Genomic DNA, 23,283 nt, shown 5'->3' with positions numbered 1-23,283 from the left:
GCGGCCCCGCGTCGGCCCACGCGTCCTGCAGGAACGCGGCGATCGTGTCCCAGCTCGGGTTCGGCGAGCCCTGCGTCACGGTCTCCTGGCAGCCGCGCACCGTGCGCACGGTCTGCTGGCCGTACCGCGCCGCGCTCGTGACGTCGGGGTGGCTGTGCCCGGCGCCCGGGACCGAGAAGAACCGGGTGTCGACGCACGCCGCCTTGAGCGCCGCGTAGAGGATCTCGGTCTGCGCGTGCGGCACGACGGTGTCGGCGCGCCCGTGCAGCAGCAGCATCGGCGGGTCGTTCGCGTCGACATATGTCAGCGGGTTGGCCTGCCGGGCCTTGTCGGGGCACGACGGGATCGCGCAGCCGAGCAGCTGCGCCTCGGGCGCGGACGGGCTGTCGTGGTCGATCCAGCCGTTCGGGTCCTGCTCCTTGAGCCGCAGGAAGTCGGTCGGCCCGAAGAAGTCGACGCCCGCCTGCACGTCGCTCGACACGCCCGTCGTGCCGACCTGCCCCTCGAGCGCGGCGACGCCGTTCGTGAGCGCGGCCATGCTCGCGACCCACCCGCCCGACGAGTCGCCCATCGTCGCGAACCGCGCGGGGTCGATCCGGTACTGCGCGGCGTTCGCGCGCAGCCAGCGGATCGCCGCCTTGACGTCGTGCACCTGCGCCGGGAACTTCGCCTGCGAGCTCGACCGCACGCTCACACCGGCGACGGCGATGCCGCGCGCGTTGAGCTGCTGCGCGACGGCCGCGGCGCCGGCCTTGCCGTCGTCCGACGTCCACGCGGAGCCGGTCGACCACACGACCAGCGGCGCCGGGCCAGGGCCGTCCGGCAGGTACAGGTCGAGCAGGTGGCCCCGGCTGCCGGCCGGCTCGGCAGGGGCGTAGGCGACGTTCGTGATGGTCTGGGCGGCCTGCGCCGGGGTGCTCACCCCGACGAGCGCGCCGGTGGCGGCGAGCACGCCGGCGACGGTGCCGGCGATCCACGAGCCGCGGGTCCTGGTCATGGTGACCTCCTCGTCCTCGACACGGTCGTCGAGCGCCCACCGTGCGCCTGGCGCGCGGACGGGGGCCACCGCCGAAACGGTTCGGTTGCGGCCTCGAAACTGTCGAGACCCGTGCGGGCCGTGAGCGCTAGTGTCGCCGCGTGGTCACCCTCCCGTCCTACGACGACCTGCCCGAGGGCCCGGCCGGCGGCCGTCTCGGCTGGCACGTCTTCGGCGCGGACGACGAGCTCGGGCTGCTCAACCTCCTGACCCCTGAGCGCGTCCGCGAGGCCGCTGCGCTCGTCCACCGGGGCGCGACGTTCCCGCTCGACCACCCGCTGGACCGCTACCACCCGCCGCTCCACCCGGACCGCGCCGCCGCCGAGCACCACGTCACCACCGCGATGTCGGGGCTCCTGCTCGACGACGCGTACGACCGCTTCCACCCGCAGGCGGGCAGCCAGTGGGACTCGCTCGCGCACGTCGGGTACGACGCCGGGGTCTTCTACAACGGCGCGACGCTCGCGCAGGTCACCTCTGGTGCGCGCAACACGGTGGACCGGTGGGCGCGGCACGGGATCGTGGGGCGTGCGGTCGTGCTCGACATGCCCGCGACGTTCGCCGCCGCCGGGGTCGACCACGACCCGTCGTCGACGGTCCGCTACGGCGTGGAGGAGCTGCGGGCGGCCGCCGAGCACGGCGGCTTCACGCACCGACCGGGCGACGTGCTGCTGCTCCACACCGGGTTCGGGGAGTGGTACGCGGCGCAGGACGCGGCGACGCGCGAGCGGCTGCCGGGCGCGGTGACGACGCCCGGACTCGCGCAGACGGAGGACGTCGCGCGCTACCTGTGGGACCTGCACGCCGTCGGCGTCGCGTCGGACAGCTACGCGGTCGAGGCGTGGCCGCCGCCCGCCGGCGGCGTGCCCGAGCCCGTCCGGTTCCTGCACCGGACGCTGATCGGCTCGTTCGGCATGCTGCTCGGCGAGCTGTGGCACCTCGCGGACCTCGTGGCCGACTGTCGCGCCGACGGCCGCCACGAGGGCATGCTGACCAGCGCGCCCCTGCACGCCCCGGGCGGCATCGGCTCGACCGCCAACGCCCTCGTCCTGAAGTAGCGGACGCCCCGCCCGTCCCACCTGCCGCACCCCTGTCTCACCACCGCCTCACCCCCTGGAGCACCGCATGACCACGTCCACCGACCGTCCCCGCCGCGCGCTCGTCACGGGCGCCTCGTCCGGCATCGGCGCCGCCACGGTGCGACGGCTGCGCGCCGACGGCTGGGACGTCGTCGCGACCGCACGCCGCGGCGACCGGCTCGCGGCGCTCGCGCAGGAGACCGGCGCGCAGACGGTCGTCGCCGACCTCACGCAGGACGCCGACGTCAGCGCGCTCGTGGCGCACGTGCGGGACACCGGCGGGCTCGACGCCGTGGTCAACAACGCCGGCGGCGCGCTCGGGCAGGACGCCGTCGAGGACGGCGACCTCGAGCAGTGGCGCGCGATGTACGAGATCAACGTGCTCGGCACGCTGCGCGTCGTGCAGGGCGTGCTGCCGCTGCTGCGCGAGCGCGGTGCGGGCGACGTCGTCGTCGTCACGTCGACCGCCGCGCACGGCGCCTACCCGGGCGGCGCCGGGTACACCGGGGCCAAGCACGCCGAGCGCATGCTCGCCACCACGCTGCGGTGGGAGCTCGTCGGCGAGCCGATCCGCGTGGTCGAGATCGCGCCGGGCGCGGTCGCGACCGAGGAGTTCTCGCTCGTGCGGTTCGGCGGCGACGCCGAGCGCGCCGCCCAGGTGTACGAGGGGTACCAGCCGCTCGTCGCCGAGGACGTCGCCGACACGATCGCGTGGAGCCTGTCGCGCCCGCCGCACGTCAACGTCGACCTGCTGGTCGTGCGCCCGCGCGCGCAGGCCAACAACACGACGATCGCCCGCACGGGGGTCTGACGCGCGTCTCGACGCCGGTCCGTCCTCCACCGCGCAGCACCGGGCCCGCTCCGGGCTCGCTCCGGGTGCGGTGTCGGCGCACCGACCTAGGCTGACCGGGTGCCCCCCGCCGAGACCTCGACGACGCGTGCCCTGCTGCGCCTCGTGCGCTGGGCGCGGCCCGCGCTGCCGCGCGTCGTCGCGGGCGGCAGCGCGACCCTGGTCGCCAGCCTGCTCGCGCTCGCGGTGCCCCAGGTGCTGCGCGGGGTCGTCAACGGCCCCCTGCTGACCGACGGGTCGCGCACCGCCGTCGTGCACGCCGCGCTGCTCGTGCTCACCCTCGGCGTGCTCGAGGCGTTCCTCGTGTGGTGCCGCCGCGCACTCATCGCGACGCCCGGCACGAGCGTCGAGCGCACCATGCGCACCGACCTGTTCCGCCACCTGCTCGACCTGCCGGTGGCGTTCCACGACCGGCGCGCGGGCGGCCAGCTGCTGCAGCGGTCGATGGGCGACCTGCACATGGTGCGCCGGTGGATGGTGTTCGGGCTCGTGCAGCTCGTGGTGTCGTCGACCACCGTCGTGGTCGGCGCCGCGCTGCTGCTCGTCACGACCCCGCTGCTCGGCCTGGTCTACCTCGCGGGTGCGATCCCGGTGATCTGGCTCGGTTTCCGGTTCCGGCAGGACTACAAGGTGGTCGCGCGGCGCGCGCGCGACCAGGCGGGCGACCTCGCGACGAGCGTGGAGGAGTCGGTGCACGGCATCCGCGTGCTCAAGGCGTTCGGTCGCGGCGACGACGCGCTCGACGACTTCGCGCGGCAGGCCGACGAGCTGCGCGGGACCGAGCTCGACAAGGCGCGCGCGCAGTCGCGCATGTCGTTCGCGCTCGCGTGGATCCCCGAGACGACGCTCGCGGTCGCGCTCGGCCTGGGCGTGTGGCTCGCGGCGTCTGACCGCGTGAGCATCGGCGCGCTCGTCGCGTTCTTCGCGACCGCGGCCGTCATGACGCGGCCCGTCGAGAGCCTCGGTCAGCTGCTCGCGATGACGCTGGACGCGCGTGCGGGCACCGACCGCTACCTCGACGTCATGGACGCCGTGCCCGCGCTCGCGGACCCCGCGGCGCCGGCCGCGCTGCCGCCCGCACCCGCGCACGGCTCGCGCGTCGAGCTGCGCGACGTGCGGTTCGCGCACGGCGACCGCGCGGTGCTCGACGGCGTCGACCTGGTCCTCGAGCCGGGGACGACGACCGCGCTCGTGGGGCTGACGGGCAGCGGCAAGACGACGCTCCTGCAGCTCGTGCCGCGGCTGTACGACGTCACGGGCGGCGCGGTGCTGCTCGACGGCGTCGACGTGCGCGACCTCACGCGGCACGACCTGCGCGGCGCGGTCGCGGTCGCGTTCGAGGACCCGATCCTGTTCTCGGCGTCGGTGCGCGAGAACGTCCTCATGGGCGTGCCGGTCGAGCGGCTCGCGACGATGCCCGACGCCGACGCCGACGAGCTCGTGCGGGTCGCGCTCGACGTCGCGCGCGCCGGGTTCGTGCACCGCCTGCCGCGGGGTGTGGACACCGTGATCGGCGAGGAGGGCATGAGCCTGTCCGGCGGGCAGCGGCAGCGCGTCGCGCTCGCGCGCGCGATCGTGGGCCGCCCGCGCGTGCTCGTGCTCGACGACCCGCTGTCGGCGCTCGACGTGTCCACCGAGGCCGAGGTCACCGAGGGGCTGCGGCGCGTGCTCGCGGGGACCACGACGCTCGTGGTCGCGCACCGCACGTCCACGGTCGCGCTCGCCGACCGGGTCGCCGTGCTGCAGGACGGCCGCATCACCGGGGTGGGTCGCCACGCCGACCTGCTCGCGACGCACTCGCACTACCGGTACGTGCTGACGGCGCAGGACGACGACGCGGCGGTGCTCGACGACGCGGCGGCGCTCGACGACGCGGCGGTGCTCGAACATGCGTCCGCGGACGACGCCGGAGCGGACGGGCCCGGAGCCGTCGGGGCCGCCGGTGCCGACCGGGTGACCGCGGGCGAGGTGCCGCGATGACCACGACCGCACCGCACCCGCCCGAGGTCGACGACCACGACGCGGGCCTGTCACCGGCCCAGGTGCGCGCCCGTTCGCTCGGGCTGCTGGGCTCGTTGCTGCGACCCGTCGCGCGCCGCGCGTGGCTCACCGCGCTCGTCGTCGTGGTCGCGCAGCTCGCGCTGGTCGCCGGGCCCGCGCTCGTCGCGGTCGGCATCGACCGGGGCCTGCCCGCGCTGCGCGGCGGCGACGCCGGACCGCTGCTGCTCGTCGCGGGCGGGTACGCGCTCACCGCGCTCGTCGCGGGACTCTTCACGGCCGCGACCGTGCGCATGGCCGCCACCGTCAGCCAGGCCGTGCTGCTCGACCTGCGGCGGCGCGTGTTCCGGCACACGCAGCGCCTGAGCCTGGAGTTCCACGAGCGGTACACGTCGGGCCGGATCATCTCGCGGCAGACGTCCGACCTCGACGCGCTGCGCGAGCTGCTCGACGGCGGCGTGACGACGCTCGCGGCGAGCGGGCTCGCCATGGTGTTCACCGCGACGGGCCTCGTGCTGCTCGACTGGCGCAGCGGTCTCGTGCTGCTCGTCGCGGTCGTCCCGGGCGTCGTGCTGACCCGCTGGTTCCAGGTGCGCTCGCAGGTGCAGTACCGGCGCAGCCGCACGGCCGTCGCGCGGGTGATCGTGCGGTTCGTCGAGACCATGACGGGCATCCGCGCGGTGCAGGCGTTCCGCCGCGAGCGGCAGGTCGCGCAGGTCTACGAGGCGGAGGCCGAGGAGTACCGGGCCGCGAACGCCGAGGCGATCCGCGTCAACGGCGTGTTCGACACCGGCCTGGTGCTCATCGGCAACGTGACGGTCGCGGCGGTGCTGCTGGTCGGCGGGTTGCGCGTGCTCGACGGTGCGCTCGACGTCGGCGTGCTCGTCGCGGCCGTGCTGTACGCACGCCGGTTCTTCGCTCCGCTCGCGCAGATCGGCATGTTCTACAACTCGTTCCAGTCGGCGACCGCGGCGCTCGAGAAGCTGTCGGGCCTGCTGGCGCAGGAGCCGACCGTGCCGGACCCGGCGCGCCCCGTGCGGCTGCGCGAGCCGGCGGGCGACGTGCGGTTCGCGGGCGTCGAGTTCGGGTACCGCGACGGGCCGAGCGTGCTGCCGCGGCTCGACCTGCACGTGCCCGCGGGGCAGACGGTCGCGCTCGTGGGGGAGACGGGCGCCGGCAAGTCGACGGTCGCGAAGCTGCTCGCACGGTTCTACGACCCGCGCGAGGGCGCCGTGCTGCTCGACGGCGTGGACCTGCGCGACGTCGACCCGCGCGACCTGCGGACCGCGATGGTCATGGTCACGCAGGAGGCCTACCTGTTCTCGGGATCGGTCGCGGCGAACATCGCGCTCGGACGGCCCGGGGCCGCGCGCGCCGAGATCGAGGCCGCGGCCCGCGCGGTGGGCGTGCACGACCTCGTCGCGTCGCTGCCCGACGGCTACGACACCGAGGTGGACACGCGCGGCGTGCGCCTGTCGGCCGGGCAGCGCCAGCTCGTGTCGTTCGCGCGCGCGTTCCTCGCCGACCCGGCGGTGCTGGTGCTCGACGAGGCGACGAGCTCGCTCGACATCCCCGGCGAGCAGCTCGTGCAGGACGGTCTGCGCACGCTGCTCACCGGGCGCACGGCCGTCGTCATCGCCCACCGGCTGTCGACGGTCATGCACGCCGACCGCGTGCTCGTGGTCGACGGCGGGCGCGTCACCGAGGACGGCAGCCCCGCGGAGCTCGTCGCGGCGGGCGGCCGGTTCGCCGAGCTGCACCGGCAGTGGCAGGACTCGCTGCGCAGCGCATGAGCCCCCCGGTGCCCCGGCGCACGTGCGCCGGGGCACCGAGCCCTGTCAGAGGTGCCGCGCGGCGTACGCGTGCAGCGCGTCGCGCACGAACGCCGCACCGGCGTCGTCGTCGCCGTAGTGGCGCGCGAAGCGCGGGTCGGCCACGTACATGTCGGCCAGTCCGGTGACGTACTCCCGCACGGGCGTGCCGCCGTGCCCGGGTGTGCCGGGCACCGACGCGAGCCACGCGACGTGCCGCCGCGCGAGCTCCTGCGCCTCGTCGGACGCGGGGTCCGTGCCGTGCGCCGCGGCGGCGGCCCAGTCGCGGGCCAGCGCGGCGGACCGCTCCTGCCAGCCGGTGCGCTCGTCGTCGCTCATGCCCCGCCACCAGGTGTCGCCGGCCGCGTACGCCTCGGCGCCCCAGCGCTCCGTCACCTCCTCGCGGTGCTCGCCGTGGTCGAACCCGTCGAACATCTCCTCGAGCACGGGTGTGCTCCCTCCTCGTCGTGCGGACAGCGTCCGGCGCACCGACGCGGCCTGCCGGGCGAGGCGGTCCTGCTCGGCCGCGAGCCACGCGAGGTGCCGGCGCAGCGCCGTCTCCTCGTCGGTCTCGCGGTCGAGCACGCGGCCGATCTCGCCCAGGCCGAGCCCGAGGTCGCGCAGCAGCAGGATCCGCTGCAGGCGCACGAGCGCGTCGCCGTCGTACCAGCGGTACCCGTTGTCGCCGACGCGGCTGGGGGCCAGCAGCCCGATCGCGTCGTAGTGACGCAACGTGCGGCTGGTCGTGCCGGTCAGCCGGGCGACCTCCTGGATCGACGCCTCCACCGCTCCTCCTCGTCGTGCTCCGTCCGTGGACCTGCTCGACGGTAGGAGCTGACGCAGCGTCAAGGTCAAGCCCGGGCCCTCAGTCCTCCGGCGGGTGCTCCTTGAGCCAGCGCGAGTCGTCGTTGACGTACGCGTAGTACAGGCCGATGAGCAGCCCGCCGCCCAGGAAGTTGCCGAGCAGAGCGAGGCCGACGTTGCCGGCCGCGAGCCCCAGGTCGAGGCCCTCGCGCAGCCCGACGATCGCGAACAGCACCGTGTTGGCGACCGAGTGCTCCAGGCCGAGGAACGCGAAGATGAACACCGCGACGATCATGACGAGCGACTTGGTGAGGTCCTCCTTGATGAGCCCGTTGTAGACGAGCAGCATCGCGAGGTTGATGCAGAAGTTGCACAGCACGGCCCGCACCAGCAGGTCCACCCAGCCGGTCGGCCCGTCCGCGACGTACGCGAGCTTGTGCTCGACCGCGCCGACCATCTGGTCGAGCACGGCGCCCTCGGCGAGCGTCGAGAACCGCACGAACAGCGCGACGAGCACGCCGCCGGCCAGGTTGCCGAGGTAGCACAGCCCCAGCAGCCGGGCGGCGCGGGCCCACGACGTGCGTCGGTGGTAGGCGCCGATCGTGACGATCATCATGTTGGACGTCAGCAGCTCGGACCGCGAGTAGTAGATGAAGACGAGCGCCCAGCCGAACGTCAGCGCCCCGGCGATCCGCCCCAGCGGGGACAGCGACGTCCCGCCCAGCACGACCGCGTCGAACGCCGCGATCACGGCGTAGTGCGCGCCGTAGAGCAGCCCGATGATGATCCCGGCCATGGCGGCGCGCATGAGGTAGCGCCGCCCGAGGGCGCCGGACATCGTCGTCTTGGTCTCGAGGGCCTCGAGGACCGTGCTGATGAAGTGCTTGCCGGGGAACAGGCCGGGCAGGCCGGGGCGGGGGTCGCTCACGGTCGACAACCTCCCACATCAGGGGCGTGCGGGTGCGTCCGGCGCACCCGCCGCCCGCCGGTCCGCCCACGCCCGGACGGCCACCCGCAGCACGCGACGCAGCACCAGGCCGACCGCGGCCCCGCCGCCCGCGACCAGCAGCACGCGCGGGTCGGTCGGGTCGAGCTGGAACAGCCGCTGCCCGAGCGGCAGCGCGACGACGGCGGTCATCGCCCCGACCATCGCGGTCACGAGCGCGACCTTCCACGGTCGCAGCGGCCTCGCGACGTCGACGAGGATGTCGAAGGCCACCACCACGAGCGCGAGGAACGCGGCCGTCGAGGTCGGCACGGTGTGCGCGGAGCCCGTGCCGATCACCGACCGCGCGACCGCGTACGCGCCGTACGCGGCCACGGCCACGGCCACGCCGCCGGGCACCGCGGCCGCCAGCACGCGCGAGACGAACCCGTCGCGCGCGGGCTCGCGGTTGGGCGCGAGCGCGAGCACCGCGGCCGGGATGCCGATCGTGAACCACGCGATGAGCGTGACGTGGCGGGGCAGCAGCGGGAACGGCAGCGCGGTCAGCGCGACCACCAGGGCGAGCAGCACCGAGTACACGGTCTTGGAGAGGAAGAGGGTCGCGACGCGCTCGATGTTCGCGACCACGCGGCGCCCCTCGGCGACCACGAACGGCAGCGTCGCGAACGACGAGTCGAGCAGCACGAGGCGCGCGACGGCGCGCGCCGCGGGGCTGCCGCTGCCCATCGCGACGCCGACGTCGGCCTCCTTCATCGCCAGCACGTCGTTGACGCCGTCGCCGGTCATCGCGACGGTGCGACCGCGCGCGGCGAGCGCACGGACCAGCTCGCGCTTCTGGTCGGGGCGGACGCGGCCGAACACGCTGGCGTCCTCGGCCACCCGCCCGAGCTCGTCGGGGTCGGTGGGCAGCCCGCCGCCGTCCACGGCGTCCTGCGCGTGGGGGAGCCCCACCTGCTCGGCCACCGCCGCGACCGCCACGGGCGCGTCGCCCGAGATCACCTTGAGCGTGACGCCCTGCTCCTCGAAGAACCGCAGCGTCCCCGCCGCCTCGGGCCTCACCCGCTGGTCCAGCACGACGAGCGCCACCGCGGTCAGCCCGGCGGGCAGCGCCGTGCCCGCCAGCGGCGCCGTGCTGCGCGTGAGGGCCAGCACGCGCCGGCCGCCCGCGGACTCCTCGGCGGCGCGCTCGAGGACCGGGTGGCCGGGCAGCAGGCCGTCGGGCGCACCGACCACCCACGTCGCGGCCGGGGTCTGCGCGGCCGCCCAGCGTCGCGCCGACGAGAACGGCACGCGCGCGGTCGCGTCGTCGCCCCGGACCGCGTCGGTCGCCTCGAGGATCGCGCGCATGCTCGCGTTCGGCCGGCTCTCGCCGGCGCCGATCGTCGCGAGCGCCGCCCACGCCTCGTCCTGCGTGCCGTCCAGCAGCACGAGCTCGCGGACGCGCATGCCGTCCTCGGTGAGCGTCCCGGTCTTGTCGAAGCACACCACGTCGACGCGGGCCAGGGCCTCCATCGCGGGCAGGTCCTGCACGAGGCACTGGCGCCGCCCGAGCCGGATCACGCCGACCGCCATCGCGACGCTCGTCATGAGCACCAGGCCCTCGGGCACCATCGGCACGAGCGCGGCGACCATGCCGCGCAGCGCGTCGTCGAGCGGCAGCGAGGTCTGCGTGAGCTGGTTCCACACCATGAGCGCGCCGACGGGCACGAGCACCCACGTCAGGTACCGCAGGATCGTGTCGATCCCGGCGCGCAGGCCCGACGACGGCGCCGAGTAGGTCGACGCCTCGCGGGCCAGGCGCGCCGCGTAGGCGTGCTCGCCGACGCGCGTCGCGCGCAGCCGGCCGGTCCCGGCCACGACCACGCTGCCGGACAGCAGCGGCGCCCCGACCGCGGGCGCCAGCGCCTCGGACTCCCCGGTGAGCAGCGACTCGTCGACCTCCAGGCCGTGCGTGCTCAGCAGGTCGCCGTCGACCGGCACCTGGTCCCCGGCGGAGACCTCGACCACGTCGTCGACCACGATCTCGGCCGGGTCGAGCGCGAGCTCGCCGTCGGCGCGGACCACCGTGACGGTCGAGGCGTTGAGGATGGCGAGCCGGTCGAGCGTCCGCTTGGCGCGGATCTCCTGCACCATGCCGACCGCGCTGTTCACGACGATGAGCAGGCCGAACAGACCGTCCAGCCAGTGCCCGGTGAAGGCCACGACGAGGAACAGCACGAAGTAGATCGCGTTGACGCGCGTGAACACGTTCGCGACGACGATGTCGCGCGCGCTGCGGCTCGTGAAGCGCTCGACGCGGTTCACCTCGCCGCGGCTGATCCGGTCGGCTACCTCGCTGCTGGTCAGGGGCTCCACGCGGACAGGCTAGGCGCAGCGCCGCCCCGGGGCCGTACGGTCCCGGGGCGGCGCTGCGCGAGGTGCGGGTCGCGGGTCAGCCCTCGGCGGGCCCGCGCGCGGTCAGCGTGAACACGCTGGCGGGGCTGCCCGGCTCGGACTCCACCGCGAGGCCGCCCTCCTGGTCGGCCACGAGGTACCCGTTGTCGTTCGAGATGTTCACCTGCTCGGGCTGGTCGAGGGAGACGACGCGCAGCTGCTGGTTCGGGTTCGCGTCGTCGCACTCCGCGAGCCCGACGACGTCGGCACCGGGCAGCGACAGGCACAGGTCCCGCTCGTCCACGGTCGCGCTCGACCGCACGAGCGACGTGCCCTCGGCGCCCGCGGGCTCGATCACCCACGTGTACGGCACCTCGGACGTCGACGGGTTCTCGAGCGTCGTCACGGCGCCCTCGACGGTCGTGACCACCCAGGTGGACGCGTAGGTCGCGATGTCGACCAGCGTGCTGCCGTCGGTCAGGGCGGCCGGGTCGGCGCCGCCCGCGTCGTCCGACGTGGGCGTCGGGGTCGGCGCGTCGGGCGTGGGCGACGTCATGCCGTCGGGCGTCGCGGCGGGGGTTGTCGCACCGTCGCCGGAGGCGTCGTCGGTGCCGCAGGCGGCCAGCGCGAGGGCCAGACCCCCGGCGGCGAGGCTCGCCCCGACGAGGCGGGGGAGGCGGGTGCGCGGGGTCGTCGTGATCATGGGTGTCGTCCTTCCGTGGGCGGACACGATCGCGGCTCGATCGCGGGGACGGACGGGCCATCCCTGTCGTTCTCGTGCCCTTCGAACGTATCGGTGCACGTCACGGGCGCAACTCGCGAGCGGTCGCGCCGGTGGGGCGGGCGTCGCGGGTGGTGGGCCGCGTCACGCCCCGACGAGCCGCTGCTCGATCCTCGACCCGGCGGCGGTGTGCACGACCCGGGCGAGCGCCCCGTTGACGAGGGCGAGGTGCGGGGGCACGTGCCCGCAGTCGACGTCGACGAGCACCGGCACGCCGAGGTCGCCCAGCGCGCGCCGCGCGGCGTCGTGGTGCGTGAGTTCGGGCACCTCGCGGCCCTGCGTGCGGCCCAGCAGCACGGCCGTGGCGGCGTCGAACCACCCGGCGTAGCGCAGCCCGAACAGACGCCGCGTGACGTCGGCGGCGTCCGAGCCCGCCGACTCGAGGTACACCACGAGCCCTTCGGGCGCGTGCGTGGCCGCGAAACCCGCGACGTCGCCGTAGGGCGTCCCCGCGAGGTGCGCGACCGTCTCGAGGCATCCGCCGACCAGCCGCCCGGTCACGTCGACGTCGCCCTCGGCGTCGACGCGCGTCCACCCGCCAGGCGCGTCGAGCGTGTGCTCGGCGACCTCCGGGTGCTCGACGTAGTCGACGTGCGGGCCCGACCGCCACGCCCGGGCCGCGCCCTGCACGAGCGTGGCCCCCGCTGGGGCCGCGACGACCTCGGTCCACGGCAGCAGCGGCTCGGGCACGCGGTAGGGCGTGTCCATGAGGTTCTGGCCGTGCAGCGTCGCGACACCCGTGCGCAGCGTGAGCGGCAGCAGCAGCGTCGAGACGTCCGAGAGCCCGACGAACCAGGTGGGGTCCGCGGCCAGCACGTCCCAGTCGAGCCGGTGCAGCAGGTCGATCGCGACGTGCCCGCCCCACGGCGGCACGACCGCACGCACCTCGGGGTCGGTGAGCATCGCCGTGAGCTCGGCCGCGCGGGCCTCCGGCGGCCCGGCGGAGATGCGGTCGCCGCCCATGACGTCGCCGACGCGCGTCCGCCAGCCGTGCGCGTGCAACGCGTCGAGCGCGACCTCGAGCCGTGCGCGCTCGCCGGGCGTGATGCCCGCGGACGGCGCGGTGACGCCGACGACGTCACCGGTGACGAGGGGGCGCGGGAACGTGATCACCCGCGCGACCGTAGCGGTGCCGCCGCTGCGGCGGCGACGGGTGCGGCGCCGTGGTCGGTGCACGGCGTGCGATGCGCCACCATGGAGCCATGACGACGACCGAGGCCGCACCCGGCCAGGAGATGCCCGCCGACCGCGAGGTGCTGGGCTGGGAGCGGTTCGGGGACGCCGTGCGCGAGCTCGCGCAGGCCGTGGCGGACTCGGGGTTCGTGCCCGACGTCGTCGTGTCGGTCGCGCGCGGCGGCCTGCCGCCGGGCGGTGCGCTGGCCTACGCGCTGGGCACCAAGGCCGTCGGCACCATGAACGTCGAGTTCTACACGGGCGTCGACACGACGCTGCCTGAGCCGGCGGTGCTGCCGCCGCTGCTCGACACCGAGGCCGTGCAGGGCCTGCGCGCGCTCGTCGTCGACGACGTGGCGGACTCGGGGGAGACGCTCGCGCTGGTCAAGCGGCTGCTGAGCGAGGACTGCTCCGAGGTCCGCACCGCGGTGCTCTACCACAAGCCGCGCTCGGTGGTCGTGCCCGACTACGTGTGGCGCCAGACGGACCGCTGGATCACGTTCCCGTGGTCGGCCCTGCCGCCGGTGACGCCGGCCCGCTGACCTCGGGGAGCGCCCCGGTGACCCTTGCGAGCGCGTCGAGCACAGCCGCCGCGAGCCCGTCGACGTGCGGCACCACGCCGATCGCGCCCCCGTCCTCGAGCTCGCCCGGCTCGGCGTAGCCCCACGCGACGCCCAGGCACGGCAGCCCGTGCGCGGCGGCGCCGACCGCGTCGTGCGAGCGGTCGCCGACCATGACGACCGGGCCGGTCGGCGTCAGCGCCGCGAGCGCCGCGGCGATCACGTCGGCCTTGGTCGACGGCACGTCGTCCAGCGGTGCGCCGAACACGCCGTCGACGCCTCCCTCGAGGTGCTCGGTCAGGCCGTAGCGCTCGCAGATCGGGCGCGCGAACACCTCGGGCTTGCTGGTCGCGACGGCCAGCCGCACGCCCGCGGCGCGCAGGGCCGCGAGCTGCTCGGGCACGCCGTCGTACACGCTGTTCTGCCACATGCCCTGCTCACGGAAGTACCCGCGGTACGCCTCGACGGCCTCGGGCACGCGCTCGGGCGGCACGCCGAACAGCGCGAACGACGACGGCAGCGGCGGCCCGACGAACCGGCGCAACGCCTGGTCGTCGGGCACCGGCAGACCCAGCGCGGCGAACGCGACGCGCGCGCTCGCCGCGATGCCGGGGTACGAGTCGGTGAGCGTGCCGTCCAGGTCGAGCAGCGCGAGCGGTGCGTCGGCGGGCGCCGCGGCGGGTCCGGTCACGCGGGTCGGTCCGTGACCCGTGCGAGCACCGCTGCCGGCACCTGCGACGTCGACGTCAGCACCTCGACGGCACCGGCCTCGCGCAGCTCGTCGCCGTCGGCGTAGCCCCAGCCCGCGCCGAGGCACGGCAGCCCGTGCTCGGCCGCGCCGTGCACGTCGTGCTCGCGGTCGCCCAGCATGACGGCGCGGAACCCCGCGTCACCGGTCGCCTCGCGCACCCACGTCAGCGCGCGGCCGATGATCTGGCCCTTGGACTCCGACTCGTCGTCCGGCGCCCCCACGAGGTGGTCGAGCAGCGGCGTCAGCCCGGTCTCGTCGCAGATCGGCGCGGCCCACCGCTGCGGCTTCGCGGTCGCGACGACCAGCAGGGCGCCGGCCTCGCGCAGCGCGGTGAGCGCCTGCGGGATGCCGTCGAACACGCGCGTGTCCCACACTCCGACGCGACCGAAGTGGTCGGCGTACGCGGCGGCCGCGTCGTCGAGCAGCTCGGCGGGGACGCCGTGCGTCGCGAGCGACCAGCCGAGCGGCGGACCCGCGAAGGACCGCATGACGGCCTCGCTCGGCACGGGCAGCCCGACGCGCTCGTACGCCGCACGCACCGACGCCACGATCCCGGACGCCGAGTCCATGAGGGTGCCGTCGAGGTCGAGGAGGGCCACGGGCCGGGGGGAGGTCATGGGACCGATCGTGCCCCACGTGCGCGGGGGGACCGAATCGGTGACGACGTCCGGGACGGGCGTCGATACACTGGTGCGTACAGGCGTCGACCCGGCCATCACCGGTGAGCCTCCGGAAGAACGGGACCCGCCCGGTGGGCGGGGCCTCAGTAGAACCGGACGGGGCAGGCCCGTCACAGCCGTCGGAGAGTGGTCGGGGCGCGTCCTCGGCAAGCGAGGTGGTACCGCGGTGGTGCCCGGCCGGTCCGGGTGGCGTCGTCCTCGTGGCCGTGCCGCACCTGCCCAGGTGCGCGAGACCAGGAGCACCGACCGTGGCGTACCCGCTGCACCGCACGTCCGACGGCACCGCCGCCAGCGTCCCGCCCAGCCCCGACCTGCCCGCGCTCGAGGGCGACGTGCTGGCGTACTGGCAGGCCGACGGCACGTTCCGCGCGTCGATCGACCAGCGCCCGGCCGGCGAGCAGGGCGACAACGAGTACGTCTTCTACGACGGCCCGCCGTTCGCCAACGGCCTGCCGCACTACGGGCACCTGCTCACGGGGTACGCCAAGGACGTCGTGCCGCGCTACCAGACCATGCGCGGGCGCCGTGTCGAGCGCCGATTCGGCTGGGACACGCACGGCCTGCCGGCCGAGCTCGAGGCCGAGCGCGTGCTCGGCATCACCGACAAGTCCCAGATCGACGAGATGGGCATCGCCGCGTTCAACGACGCGTGCCGCACGTCGGTGCTCACGTACACGCAGGAATGGCAGGACTACGTCACCCGCCAGGCGCGCTGGGTGGACTTCGAGCACGACTACAAGACGCTCGACCCGAGCTTCATGGAGTCGGTCATCTGGGCGTTCAAGCAGCTGTACGACAAGGGCCTGGCCTACGAGGGCTACCGGGTGCTGCCGTACTGCTGGCGCGACGAGACGCCGCTGAGCAACCACGAGCTGCGCATGGACGACGACGTCTACGCCTCGCGCCAGGACCCCGCGCTCACGGTCGGGTTCCGGCTCGAGACCGGCGAGCTCGTGCTGGTCTGGACGACGACGCCGTGGACGCTGCCGTCCAACCTCGCGGTCGCCGTCGGCCCCGACGTCGAGTACGTCGTCGTCGAGCCGCAGCCCGGGTCGCCGTTCGCCGACGCGCACCCGGGGGAGCGGGTCGTGCTCGCCGCCGCGCGCCTCGGTGCGTACTCCCGCGAGCTGGGTGACGAGCCGACGGTCGTCGCGACCCTCACGGGCGCCGACCTCGTCGGCCGCCGCTACACGCCGCCGTTCGACTACTTCCCGGGCCACGAGAACGCGCACCAGGTGCTCGCGGCGGACTTCGTCACGACCGAGGACGGCACGGGCGTCGTGCACCTCGCGCCCGCGTTCGGCGAGGACGACATGGCCACGTGCGACGCCGCGGGCATCACGCCCGTCGTGCCCGTCGACTCCAAGGGCCGCTTCACCGCGCAGGTCGCCGACTACGCCGGCGTGCAGGTGTTCGAGGCGAACAAGCAGGTCATCGCCGACCTCAAGGCCGGCACGGGCCCGCTCGCGCGCGTCGACGCGGCGCACCGGGCCGCGGTGCTGCGGCACGAGACGTACGAGCACTCCTACCCGCACTGCTGGCGGTGCCGGAACCCGCTGATCTACAAGGCCGTGTCGTCGTGGTTCGTGCGCGTCACCGCGTTCAAGGACCGCATGGTCGAGCTCAACCAGGGCATCGAGTGGATCCCCGGGCACATCCAGGACGGCCAGTTCGGCAAGTGGCTCGCCAACGCGCGCGACTGGTCGATCAGCCGCAACCGCTACTGGGGCACGCCCATCCCCGTGTGGGTGAGCGACGACCCCGCGTACCCGCGGGTCGACGTGTACGGCTCGTTCGCCGAGCTCGAGGCCGACTTCGGCCGCCTGCCGCTCAACGACCGCGGCGAGCCCGACCTGCACCGCCCGTTCATCGACGACCTGACGCGCCCCAACCCGGACGACCCGACCGGGCGCTCGACCATGCGTCGCATCCCCGACGTGCTCGACGTGTGGTTCGACTCGGGGTCCATGCCGTTCGCGCAGGTGCACTACCCGTTCGAGAACCGCGACTGGTTCGAGCACCACTACCCGGGCGACTTCATCGTCGAGTACATCGGCCAGACGCGCGGCTGGTTCTACACGCTGCACGTGCTGGCCACGGCGATCTTCGACCGTGCCGCGTTCCGCAACGTCATGTGCCACGGGATCGTGCTGGGCGACGACGGCCGCAAGGCCAGCAAGTCGCTGCGCAACTTCCCCGACCCGGTGCTCATGTGGGACAAGTACGGGTCCGACGCGGTGCGCTGGTCGCTCATGTCGTCGACGATCCTGCGCGGCGGCAACCTCGTGGTCACCGAGGAGGGCATCCGCGACGGTGTGCGCCAGGTGCTGCTGCCGCTGTGGAGCACCTACTACTTCTTCACGCTGTACGCGGGTGCCGCGGACGGCGGGCGGGGGTACGCGGCGCGGCGCGTCACGGCCGATCGCGCCGCGGGCCTGCCGCCCATGGACCGCTACCTGCTCGCGCGCACGGCCGACCTGGGCGCGACGCTCACGGCCCAGCTCGACGCGTACGACATCCCGGCCGCGTGCGAGTCGGTGCGCGAGCACCTCGACGTGCTGACCAACTGGTACGTGCGCACGCAGCGCGACCGGTTCTGGTCGGAGGACGCCGACGCGTTCGACACGCTGTGGACCGCGCTCGAGGAGCTCACGCGCGTCATGGCGCCGCTCGCGCCGCTCGTCACGGAGGAGGTGTGGCGCGGCCTGACCGGTGGGCGCAGCGTGCACCTCACCGACTGGCCGACGCCCGACGAGGCGCTCGTGCACGACGACGCGCTCGTGGCCGCGATGGACGAGGTGCGGGCCGTGGTGTCCGCCGCGCTCGGGCTGCGCAAGGCGCACCAGGTGCGCGTGCGGCAGCCGCTGCGTCGCCTCACCGTGGCCGTTGCCGACCCGGCGGCGCTCGCGCCGTACACCGACCTGCTCGCGGCCGAGCTCAACGTCAAGCACGTCGACGTCGTGGCCGCCGACGCCGAGACCACCGAGCGGTTCGGGATCGTGCAGCGGCTCGCGGTCAACGCGCGCGCCGCCGGCCCGCGCCTGGGCCGGTCCGTGCAGCACGTCATCAAGGCGGCCCGTGCGGGGGCCTGGCGCGTGGAGGGCGACACGGTCGTGGTGACCACCGACGACGGCGACGTCGCGCTCGAGCCCGCCGAGTACGAGCTGACGACCGTCGTCGGCGAGGGCGGTGGGGGTGACGTCGCGGCGGCCGTGCTGCCCGGCGGCGTCGTCGTGGTGCTCGACCTCGCGCTCGACGCCGCGCTGCTGGCCGAGGGCTACGCGCGCGACGTCGTCCGGGCGGTGCAGGACGCGCGCAAGGCCGCCGGCCTGCACGTCGCCGACCGCATCGACCTCGTGCTCGGCGTGCCCGCCGGCCACGTGGCGGACGTCGAGGCGCACCGCGCGTTCGTCGCCGCCGAGACCCTCGCGGCGTCGGTGACGCTCGAGCCGACCGACGCGGCCGACGTGGCCGTGCACCTGACGAAGGCGGACGCATGAGCGGCGGGGCCGACCACCTGAAGGACGAGGCCGCCCGGGCGGCGCGCGCCGCGGCGGACGAGGTGTACCGCGCGATCCTCGCGCGCGCGCCCGAGCACGACATCGACCCGTCGCTCGACCGCGTGCGGGACGTGCTCGAGCTGCTGGGCGACCCGCAGCGCGCGTTCCGCACCGTGCACCTCACGGGCACGAACGGCAAGACGTCGACCGCGCGCATGGTCGAGCGGCTGCTGCGCGAGCACGGCCTGCGCACCGGACGCTTCACGAGCCCGCACCTGACGCGCGTCAACGAGCGCATCAGCATCGACGGCGAGCCGATCAGCGACGAGCGCTTCGTCGAGGTCTGGCAGGACGTCGCGCCGTACGTGCACATGGTCGACGCGCGCGCGGCCGAGCACGGCGGCCACCGGCTGTCGTTCTTCGAGGTGTTCACGGTCATGGCGTACGCGGCGTTCGCCGACGCACCCGTGGACGTCGCGGTCGTCGAGGTCGGCATGGGCGGCCGGTGGGACGCCACGAACCTCGTCGACGCCGAGGTCGCCGTCATCACGCCGGTCGCGATGGACCACGAGCGGTACCTCGGCGAGACGCTCGTCGAGATCGCCGCCGAGAAGTCCGGCATCGTCAAGGACGGTGCGACGCTCGTGCTCGCGCACCAGACCGACGACGTCGAGGGCGTGGTCCTCGCCGTCGCGGCCGAGCGCGGTGCGCGGGTCGTGCGCGAGGACGTCGACGTCGCGGTCGTCGAGCGGCAGGTCGCCGTCGGCGGCCAGGTCGTCGCGCTGCGGGGGCTCGGCGGCGTGTACACCGAGGTGTTCCTGCCGCTGTACGGCGAGCACCAGGCGCACAACGCGCTGCTCGCGCTCGTCGCGACCGAGGCGCTGCTCACGGGTGGTGCGGCGCTCGACGGCTCGGTCGTCGAGGCCGCGTTCGCGGACGTGACGTCCCCCGGGCGGCTCGAGGTCGTGCGGTCGAGCCCGACGGTCCTGGTCGACGGTGCGCACAACCCGGCCGGGGCCGAGGCCCTCGCCGACGCGGTCGAGGAGGCGTTCCAGTTCACGCGGCTCGTCGGCGTCGTGGGCGTCATGGCGGACAAGGACCCCGAGGGCATCCTCGCGGCGCTCGAGCCGCTGCTCGCCGAGGTCGTCGTCACGCAGGCGTCGGGCGCCCGCGCGCTGGACGCCGACGATCTCGCGGAGGTCGCGATCGACGTGTTCGGCGAGGACCGCGTGCACGTCGCCGCGCGGCTGCCCGACGCGATCGACGTCGCCGTGCAGCGCGCCGAGGGCGAGGAGGAGCGCGGCGCGGGCGTGCTCGTCACCGGCTCGATCCTGCTGGTCGCGGAGGCGCGGGTGCTGCTCGGCCGTGCCTGACGCCGCGCCGCCCGCCACCGCGTCACCCGTGCCCGGCGACGCGCGCGGGCGCGCGGCGACGCGGCGCGCGCTGCTGGACGCCGCGTACGAGCAGTTCCTCGAGACCGGCTACCTGCGCACGACGATCGGCGCCGTGACCGCGCGGGCCGGGTACACGCGCGGCGCGTTCTACTCGAGCTTCCGCTCGAAGGAGGAGCTGGTCGGCGCGCTGTACCGCAGCGCGAACGCGCACCAGGTCGCGCGCCTGCGCCACGCGGTGCTCGGCGAGGTCGAGCGCACGCGCGGCGCGGTGCCGGCGGCGGACGTCGTGCCGGTCGCGCTGGCGGGCCTCGCGGGGAGCGTGGGCGCCGAGGCGCGCTGGTTCGGCGTCGTGACCGAGCTGCGCGGCGCCGCCGTGCACGACGCGGCGGCCCGTCGCGTGCTGCTCGACGCGCAGGAGGACCTGCTCGCGGGTCTCGCGACGCTCCTCGACGACGTGCTGGCGCGGACCGGCTCACGCCTGGACCTGCCGACGCGGGACGTGGTCGCGGTCGGCGTCGGGCTGTACGAGCGCGCGTTCACGGTCGACGAGCCCGACGCCGCGGCGACGGCGACGGCCGTGCGGGCAGCGACCGAGACGTTCGCGGGCGTGCTGGGGGCCGTCGCCCGCTGACGCCGGCCGCCACCGGGTGGCCCGCTGACGACGGGGCCACCCGCCGACCCGGCGTCACCCGCCGACGCGGGCGTCCCGCTCGGCGCGCGCGTGCGCGAGGGCCGCGACGTCGGCGACGGTCGTGCGCGGGGCCGACCAGCCCAGCGCGCGCACCACCGAGTCGTCCACGAGCTGCTCGTGCTCGACCTGGTACATCATCTCGGCCTGCTCGCGCGCCGCACCGTTGACGAGGGCCGCGGCACGCACGACCGGGGAGCGCAGCGCACGCAGGCGCACGGTGCGGCCGTCGGTGCGCACGCGGCCGAGCGCGTCGGCGAGCGCGCGGCCCGTCGTCGGCTCGACGGCCGGCAGGTGCAGCACGGTGTCGGTCCGCATGCTGGGGTCGTGCGCGACCTGCACGAGCGCGGCCGCGACCTCGGTCGTGAGCGCGAACGAGTGGGGCGCGTCGGGGTCCCCGAGCCACGGCAGCGCCGGACGACCGGCGCCGGCCGCCGCGACGACCGCCGGCCACGGCACGATCCCGAGCGACGCGCCGGGGCCGAGGAAGTCCGCGGCGCGGCAGACGACCACGTCGTGGCCGGCGTCGGCGTGCGCCGCGAGCACGTGCCATCCCGCGAGCCGCGCCTCGCCCTTGCGGCTGCACGGGCGCAGCGGCGTCGTCTCGCGCAGCGGCTCGCGCGCGTCGCCGTAGACGTACACGTTGTCGAGGAACGTCAGCGGCAGCCCGGTGCCGCGGCACGCGGCGGTCACGGCCGCGACGAGCGTCGGCCACTGCGCGGTCCAGACCGCCGACCGGTACGGCAGTCCGAGGGTCGCGACGACCGCGCCGCACCCCGTGAGCGCGTCGGCCAGCGCGACGCCGTCGTAGGACGGGACGACCCGCACCGTGACGCCGTCGGGCACGTCGCGCGGCGCCGTGCGCCCGACGGCGACGGCCTCGTGCCCGGCCGCGACGAGCGCGTCGAGCACGAGTCGCCCGACCTGCCCCGACGCGCCCAGGACGGCCGTCGGCGCGGCGCTCACGCCGGCACCGCCGCGAGCGCGAGCGCCGCCTGGTCGGGAGCGGGCCGGGGCGCGGGCACGCGCGCGCCGACGGCCACCGCGACGCGCACGCACACCGCGCGCAGCCTGCCGGCGTGGTGCACGAGGTGCAGCCCGGCGCCCTCGCCCGGGACCACGGGGACGCCGTGCGCGCCCGGCACCAGCAGCGGCGCGCGGTCGTCGGGGCGCAGCAGGTCGGCGCCGCCCGCCTTGACGGCGCACTCGAGCGCGGTCCACGCGCGCACCGCGTCCCACGGCGTCCGCACCGCGGCCCGCTCGGCGGCGGTGAACGCGCGCGAACCGGCGGTCGTGACCTGCGCCCACCGGTCCATCGCGCACGCGTCGACCACGACCGCGGCGGGCGCGACGGCGACGTAGGTCCGGCCGGCCTCGTGCGACGCGGACACCCCGACGCACGCGCCGCCGACGGCGTGCACGTAGCGCGCGGGCGAGAGGACGGCTGCCACGACCTCGTCGAGCGCCGGTCCGGGCTCGGCGCCTGCGGCCAGCGCGGCCGCGGCGACGGCCGCGCGCACGTCGGGGTGGGTCCGCCAGTCCGCCGTCGCCGTGAGGGACAGCAGCTGCACGTCGGCGCCGGGCGCGTGCACCACCGCGGCGCTCACGCCGGCACCCGCTCGGACGTGCGGACCCCGGCGGCGGCCAGGCTCCGGGCGGTGGCGTCGAGCGCGTGGTCGAGCTGCTCGACGGTGTGCTCGCTCGTGAGGAAGAAGCGCAGGCGCGCCTGCGCGTCGGGCACCGCGGGGAACACGATCGGGTTGGCGCTCACGCCCTCCTCGGCGAGCCGGCGCGCGACCTCGACGGCGGCGGCCGAGTCGCCGACGACGACCGGGACGACCGGCACGCCGACCGCGGGGCCCACGTCGAGCCCGCGGGCGCGGGCGCCCGCGAGGAAGTGCTGCGCGTTGGCACGCAGCCGCGCGAGCCGCTCGGGCTCGTCGCGCATCACCTGGATCGCCGCGAGCGACGCGGCCGTGTTCGCGGGCGTGAGGCCCGCGCTGAACACGAGCGCCGACAGCGTGTACCGCAGGTGCTGCACGAGGTCGCGGTGCCCTGCGAGGTACCCGCCGCACGACGACAGGCTCTTGGACAGCGTGCCCATGAGGATGTCGACGTCCGCCGGGTCGACGCCCAGCTCCTCGCACACCCCGCCGCCGTGCGCACCGAGCACGCCGACGCTGTGCGCCTCGTCGACCATGAGGTGCGCGCCGTGGCGCCGCGCGGACGCGACGAGCGCCGGCAGGTCGGGCAGGTCGCCGTCCATGCTGAAGACGCCCTCGGTGACCACGAGCACGCGGCGGAACCGGTGCCGCCGTGCGCGCAGCGCCTCCTCGACGAGGTCGGCGCGCCCGTGCGGCACGGCGTGCCGCGCGGCGCCCGACGCCGCGATGCCCTGCTGCACCGAGTCGTGCACGAGCGCGTCGTGCACGACCAGGTCGTCGGGGCCGTACAGGTGCGGCACGACACCGGCGTTGGTCGCGTGGCCGCCGACCAGCACGACCGCGTCCTGCGTGCCGAGCAGCCCGGCGATCGCGTGCTCCAGGTCGTCGTGCAGCGGGCGGTGGCCGGACAGGATGCGGGCCGCGGAGACGGACGTGCCGTACCGCTCGACGGCCTCCTGCGCCGCCGCGACGACGCGCGGGTGCCCGGTGAGCCCGAGGTAGTTGTACGAGCTGAACGACACCAGCTCGCGGCCGCCGACGCTCGTCGTCGCGGAGATCCGGCCGTCGTGCGGCAGGTAGTACGGCAGGCCGCCGCCGGCCGCCGCGTCGGTGAGCCGGGCCGTGGTCGCGCGCACCTCGGGCAGCTCGTCGGGGCGGCCGCGGTCCGGCACGGGAGGTGCGGCCGCGGCGGTCT

General features: G+C 75.4%; 19 protein-coding genes. 8 read left to right on the top strand and 11 right to left on the bottom strand.

What is annotated here, in order from left to right; all coding sequences use genetic code 11:
* Positions 1-997: prolyl oligopeptidase family serine peptidase (locus tag ATM99_RS01720; RefSeq protein WP_150118062.1), on the bottom strand; the 997-nt coding region annotated here is incomplete at its 3' end.
* A 140-nt stretch (positions 998-1,137) separates the two neighbouring features.
* On the opposite strand from ATM99_RS01720, the gene ATM99_RS01715 reads away from it, so the two are divergent.
* The 4 genes from ATM99_RS01715 (at position 1,138) to ATM99_RS01700 (ending at position 6,756) form a co-directional block, all read left to right on the top strand.
* The gene (locus ATM99_RS01715; RefSeq protein ID WP_062101229.1) at positions 1,138-2,094 is read left to right on the top strand and encodes a cyclase family protein; all 957 of its coding nucleotides are present in this window, start codon (positions 1,138-1,140) and stop codon (positions 2,092-2,094) included.
* Positions 2,095-2,161: 67 nt separating this feature from the next.
* On the top strand, positions 2,162-2,926 hold the full coding sequence (locus tag ATM99_RS01710; protein ID WP_062101228.1) for an SDR family oxidoreductase: 765 nt from the start codon (positions 2,162-2,164) through the stop codon (positions 2,924-2,926).
* A 99-nt stretch (positions 2,927-3,025) separates the two neighbouring features.
* On the top strand, positions 3,026-4,945 hold the full coding sequence (locus ATM99_RS01705; protein WP_223304756.1) for an ABC transporter ATP-binding protein: 1,920 nt from the start codon (positions 3,026-3,028) through the stop codon (positions 4,943-4,945).
* The gene (locus ATM99_RS01700; RefSeq protein ID WP_062101227.1) at positions 4,942-6,756 is read left to right on the top strand and encodes an ABC transporter ATP-binding protein; all 1,815 of its coding nucleotides are present in this window, start codon (positions 4,942-4,944) and stop codon (positions 6,754-6,756) included. The genes ATM99_RS01705 and ATM99_RS01700 overlap by 4 nt, the downstream gene beginning before the upstream one ends.
* A 45-nt stretch (positions 6,757-6,801) precedes the next feature.
* On the opposite strand, the gene ATM99_RS01695 is transcribed toward ATM99_RS01700, so the two are convergent.
* The 5 genes from ATM99_RS01695 to ATM99_RS01675 all read right to left on the bottom strand — a co-directional run bounded on the left by ATM99_RS01695 (position 6,802) and on the right by ATM99_RS01675 (position 12,791).
* Positions 6,802-7,560: a MerR family transcriptional regulator gene (locus tag ATM99_RS01695; protein WP_062101226.1), complete on the bottom strand. Its 759-nt coding sequence runs from the start codon at positions 7,558-7,560 to the stop codon at positions 6,802-6,804.
* Positions 7,561-7,639: 79 nt separating this feature from the next.
* Positions 7,640-8,506 carry a formate/nitrite transporter family protein gene (locus tag ATM99_RS01690; protein ID WP_062101225.1) on the bottom strand — a complete coding sequence of 289 codons (867 nt, stop codon included), beginning with the start codon at positions 8,504-8,506 and terminating at the stop codon, positions 7,640-7,642.
* Positions 8,507-8,524: 18 nt separating this feature from the next.
* Complete coding sequence (locus ATM99_RS01685; RefSeq protein ID WP_062101224.1) at positions 8,525-10,879, bottom strand: HAD-IC family P-type ATPase; 2,355 nt, start codon at positions 10,877-10,879, stop codon at positions 8,525-8,527.
* A gap of 76 nt (positions 10,880-10,955) precedes the next feature.
* Entirely contained in the window at positions 10,956-11,600 is a 645-nt protein-coding gene (locus ATM99_RS01680) for a hypothetical protein (RefSeq protein WP_062101223.1), read from the bottom strand.
* Positions 11,601-11,762: 162 nt separating this feature from the next.
* Complete coding sequence (locus ATM99_RS01675) at positions 11,763-12,791, bottom strand: S66 peptidase family protein (RefSeq protein WP_062101222.1); 1,029 nt, start codon at positions 12,789-12,791, stop codon at positions 11,763-11,765.
* An 89-nt stretch (positions 12,792-12,880) separates the two neighbouring features.
* On the opposite strand from ATM99_RS01675, the gene ATM99_RS01670 reads away from it, so the two are divergent.
* Positions 12,881-13,393 (top strand): phosphoribosyltransferase, encoded by a 513-nt coding sequence (locus ATM99_RS01670; protein ID WP_062101221.1) that lies wholly within the window; start codon positions 12,881-12,883, stop codon positions 13,391-13,393.
* Here ATM99_RS01670 and ATM99_RS01665 read toward each other — a convergent pair.
* Positions 13,347-14,102 carry an HAD hydrolase-like protein gene (locus tag ATM99_RS01665; RefSeq protein ID WP_062101220.1) on the bottom strand — a complete coding sequence of 252 codons (756 nt, stop codon included), beginning with the start codon at positions 14,100-14,102 and terminating at the stop codon, positions 13,347-13,349. The two genes, ATM99_RS01670 and ATM99_RS01665, sit on opposite strands and share 47 nt — an antisense overlap.
* Positions 14,099-14,779 (bottom strand): HAD family hydrolase, encoded by a 681-nt coding sequence (locus ATM99_RS01660; RefSeq protein ID WP_062101219.1) that lies wholly within the window; start codon positions 14,777-14,779, stop codon positions 14,099-14,101. The genes ATM99_RS01665 and ATM99_RS01660 overlap by 4 nt, the downstream gene beginning before the upstream one ends.
* A 311-nt stretch (positions 14,780-15,090) precedes the next feature.
* On the opposite strand from ATM99_RS01660, the gene ileS reads away from it, so the two are divergent.
* Genes ileS through ATM99_RS01645 form a run of 3 tightly spaced genes read left to right on the top strand, consistent with a single transcriptional unit; the run spans position 15,091 to position 20,367 of the window.
* Positions 15,091-18,342, top strand: a complete 3,252-nt coding sequence (gene ileS, locus ATM99_RS01655; RefSeq protein WP_062101218.1) for an isoleucine--tRNA ligase — start codon at positions 15,091-15,093, stop codon at positions 18,340-18,342.
* Complete coding sequence (locus ATM99_RS01650) at positions 18,339-19,715, top strand: folylpolyglutamate synthase/dihydrofolate synthase family protein (protein ID WP_062101217.1); 1,377 nt, start codon at positions 18,339-18,341, stop codon at positions 19,713-19,715. Before ileS ends, ATM99_RS01650 begins: the two co-directional genes overlap by 4 nt.
* Positions 19,708-20,367 (top strand): TetR/AcrR family transcriptional regulator, encoded by a 660-nt coding sequence (locus ATM99_RS01645; RefSeq protein WP_062101216.1) that lies wholly within the window; start codon positions 19,708-19,710, stop codon positions 20,365-20,367. The genes ATM99_RS01650 and ATM99_RS01645 overlap by 8 nt, the downstream gene beginning before the upstream one ends.
* 54 nt (positions 20,368-20,421) lie before the next feature.
* Here the strand turns inward: ATM99_RS01645 and ATM99_RS19150 are convergent, their stop codons facing one another.
* From ATM99_RS19150 to ATM99_RS01630, 3 genes are all read right to left on the bottom strand, one after another.
* Entirely contained in the window at positions 20,422-21,390 is a 969-nt protein-coding gene (locus ATM99_RS19150; RefSeq protein WP_062101215.1) for an NAD-dependent epimerase/dehydratase family protein, read from the bottom strand.
* The gene (locus ATM99_RS19145; protein ID WP_062101214.1) at positions 21,387-22,031 is read right to left on the bottom strand and encodes a hypothetical protein; all 645 of its coding nucleotides are present in this window, start codon (positions 22,029-22,031) and stop codon (positions 21,387-21,389) included. Before ATM99_RS19145 ends, ATM99_RS19150 begins: the two co-directional genes overlap by 4 nt.
* Positions 22,028-23,283, bottom strand: a 1,256-nt coding sequence (locus tag ATM99_RS01630) for an aminotransferase class I/II-fold pyridoxal phosphate-dependent enzyme (protein ID WP_150118061.1), incomplete at its 5' end; no start/stop codon positions are given. The genes ATM99_RS01630 and ATM99_RS19145, both read right to left, overlap by 4 nt.

Origin of the sequence: Cellulomonas sp. B6, from assembly GCF_001462455.1 — a bacterium.
In the GTDB taxonomy this organism is placed as follows: Bacteria; Actinomycetota; Actinomycetes; order Actinomycetales; family Cellulomonadaceae; genus Cellulomonas.
This window is presented reverse-complemented; position numbering and strand designations above follow the sequence as displayed.

What these genes read in the sequence shown, in the direction of transcription:
- ATM99_RS01710 (WP_062101228.1), top strand. Translation starts at nt 2,162, where the DNA reads ATGACCACGTCCACCGACCGTCCCCGCCGCGCGCTCGTCACGGGCGCC.
- ATM99_RS01700 (WP_062101227.1), top strand. Translation starts at nt 4,942, where the DNA reads ATGACCACGACCGCACCGCACCCGCCCGAGGTCGACGACCACGACGCG.
- ATM99_RS01680 (WP_062101223.1), bottom strand. Translation starts at nt 11,600, where the DNA reads ATGATCACGACGACCCCGCGCACCCGCCTCCCCCGCCTCGTCGGGGCG.
- ATM99_RS01670 (WP_062101221.1), top strand. Translation starts at nt 12,881, where the DNA reads ATGACGACGACCGAGGCCGCACCCGGCCAGGAGATGCCCGCCGACCGC.
- ATM99_RS01660 (WP_062101219.1), bottom strand. Translation starts at nt 14,779, where the DNA reads ATGACCTCCCCCCGGCCCGTGGCCCTCCTCGACCTCGACGGCACCCTC.
- ATM99_RS01650 (WP_062101217.1), top strand. Translation starts at nt 18,339, where the DNA reads ATGAGCGGCGGGGCCGACCACCTGAAGGACGAGGCCGCCCGGGCGGCG.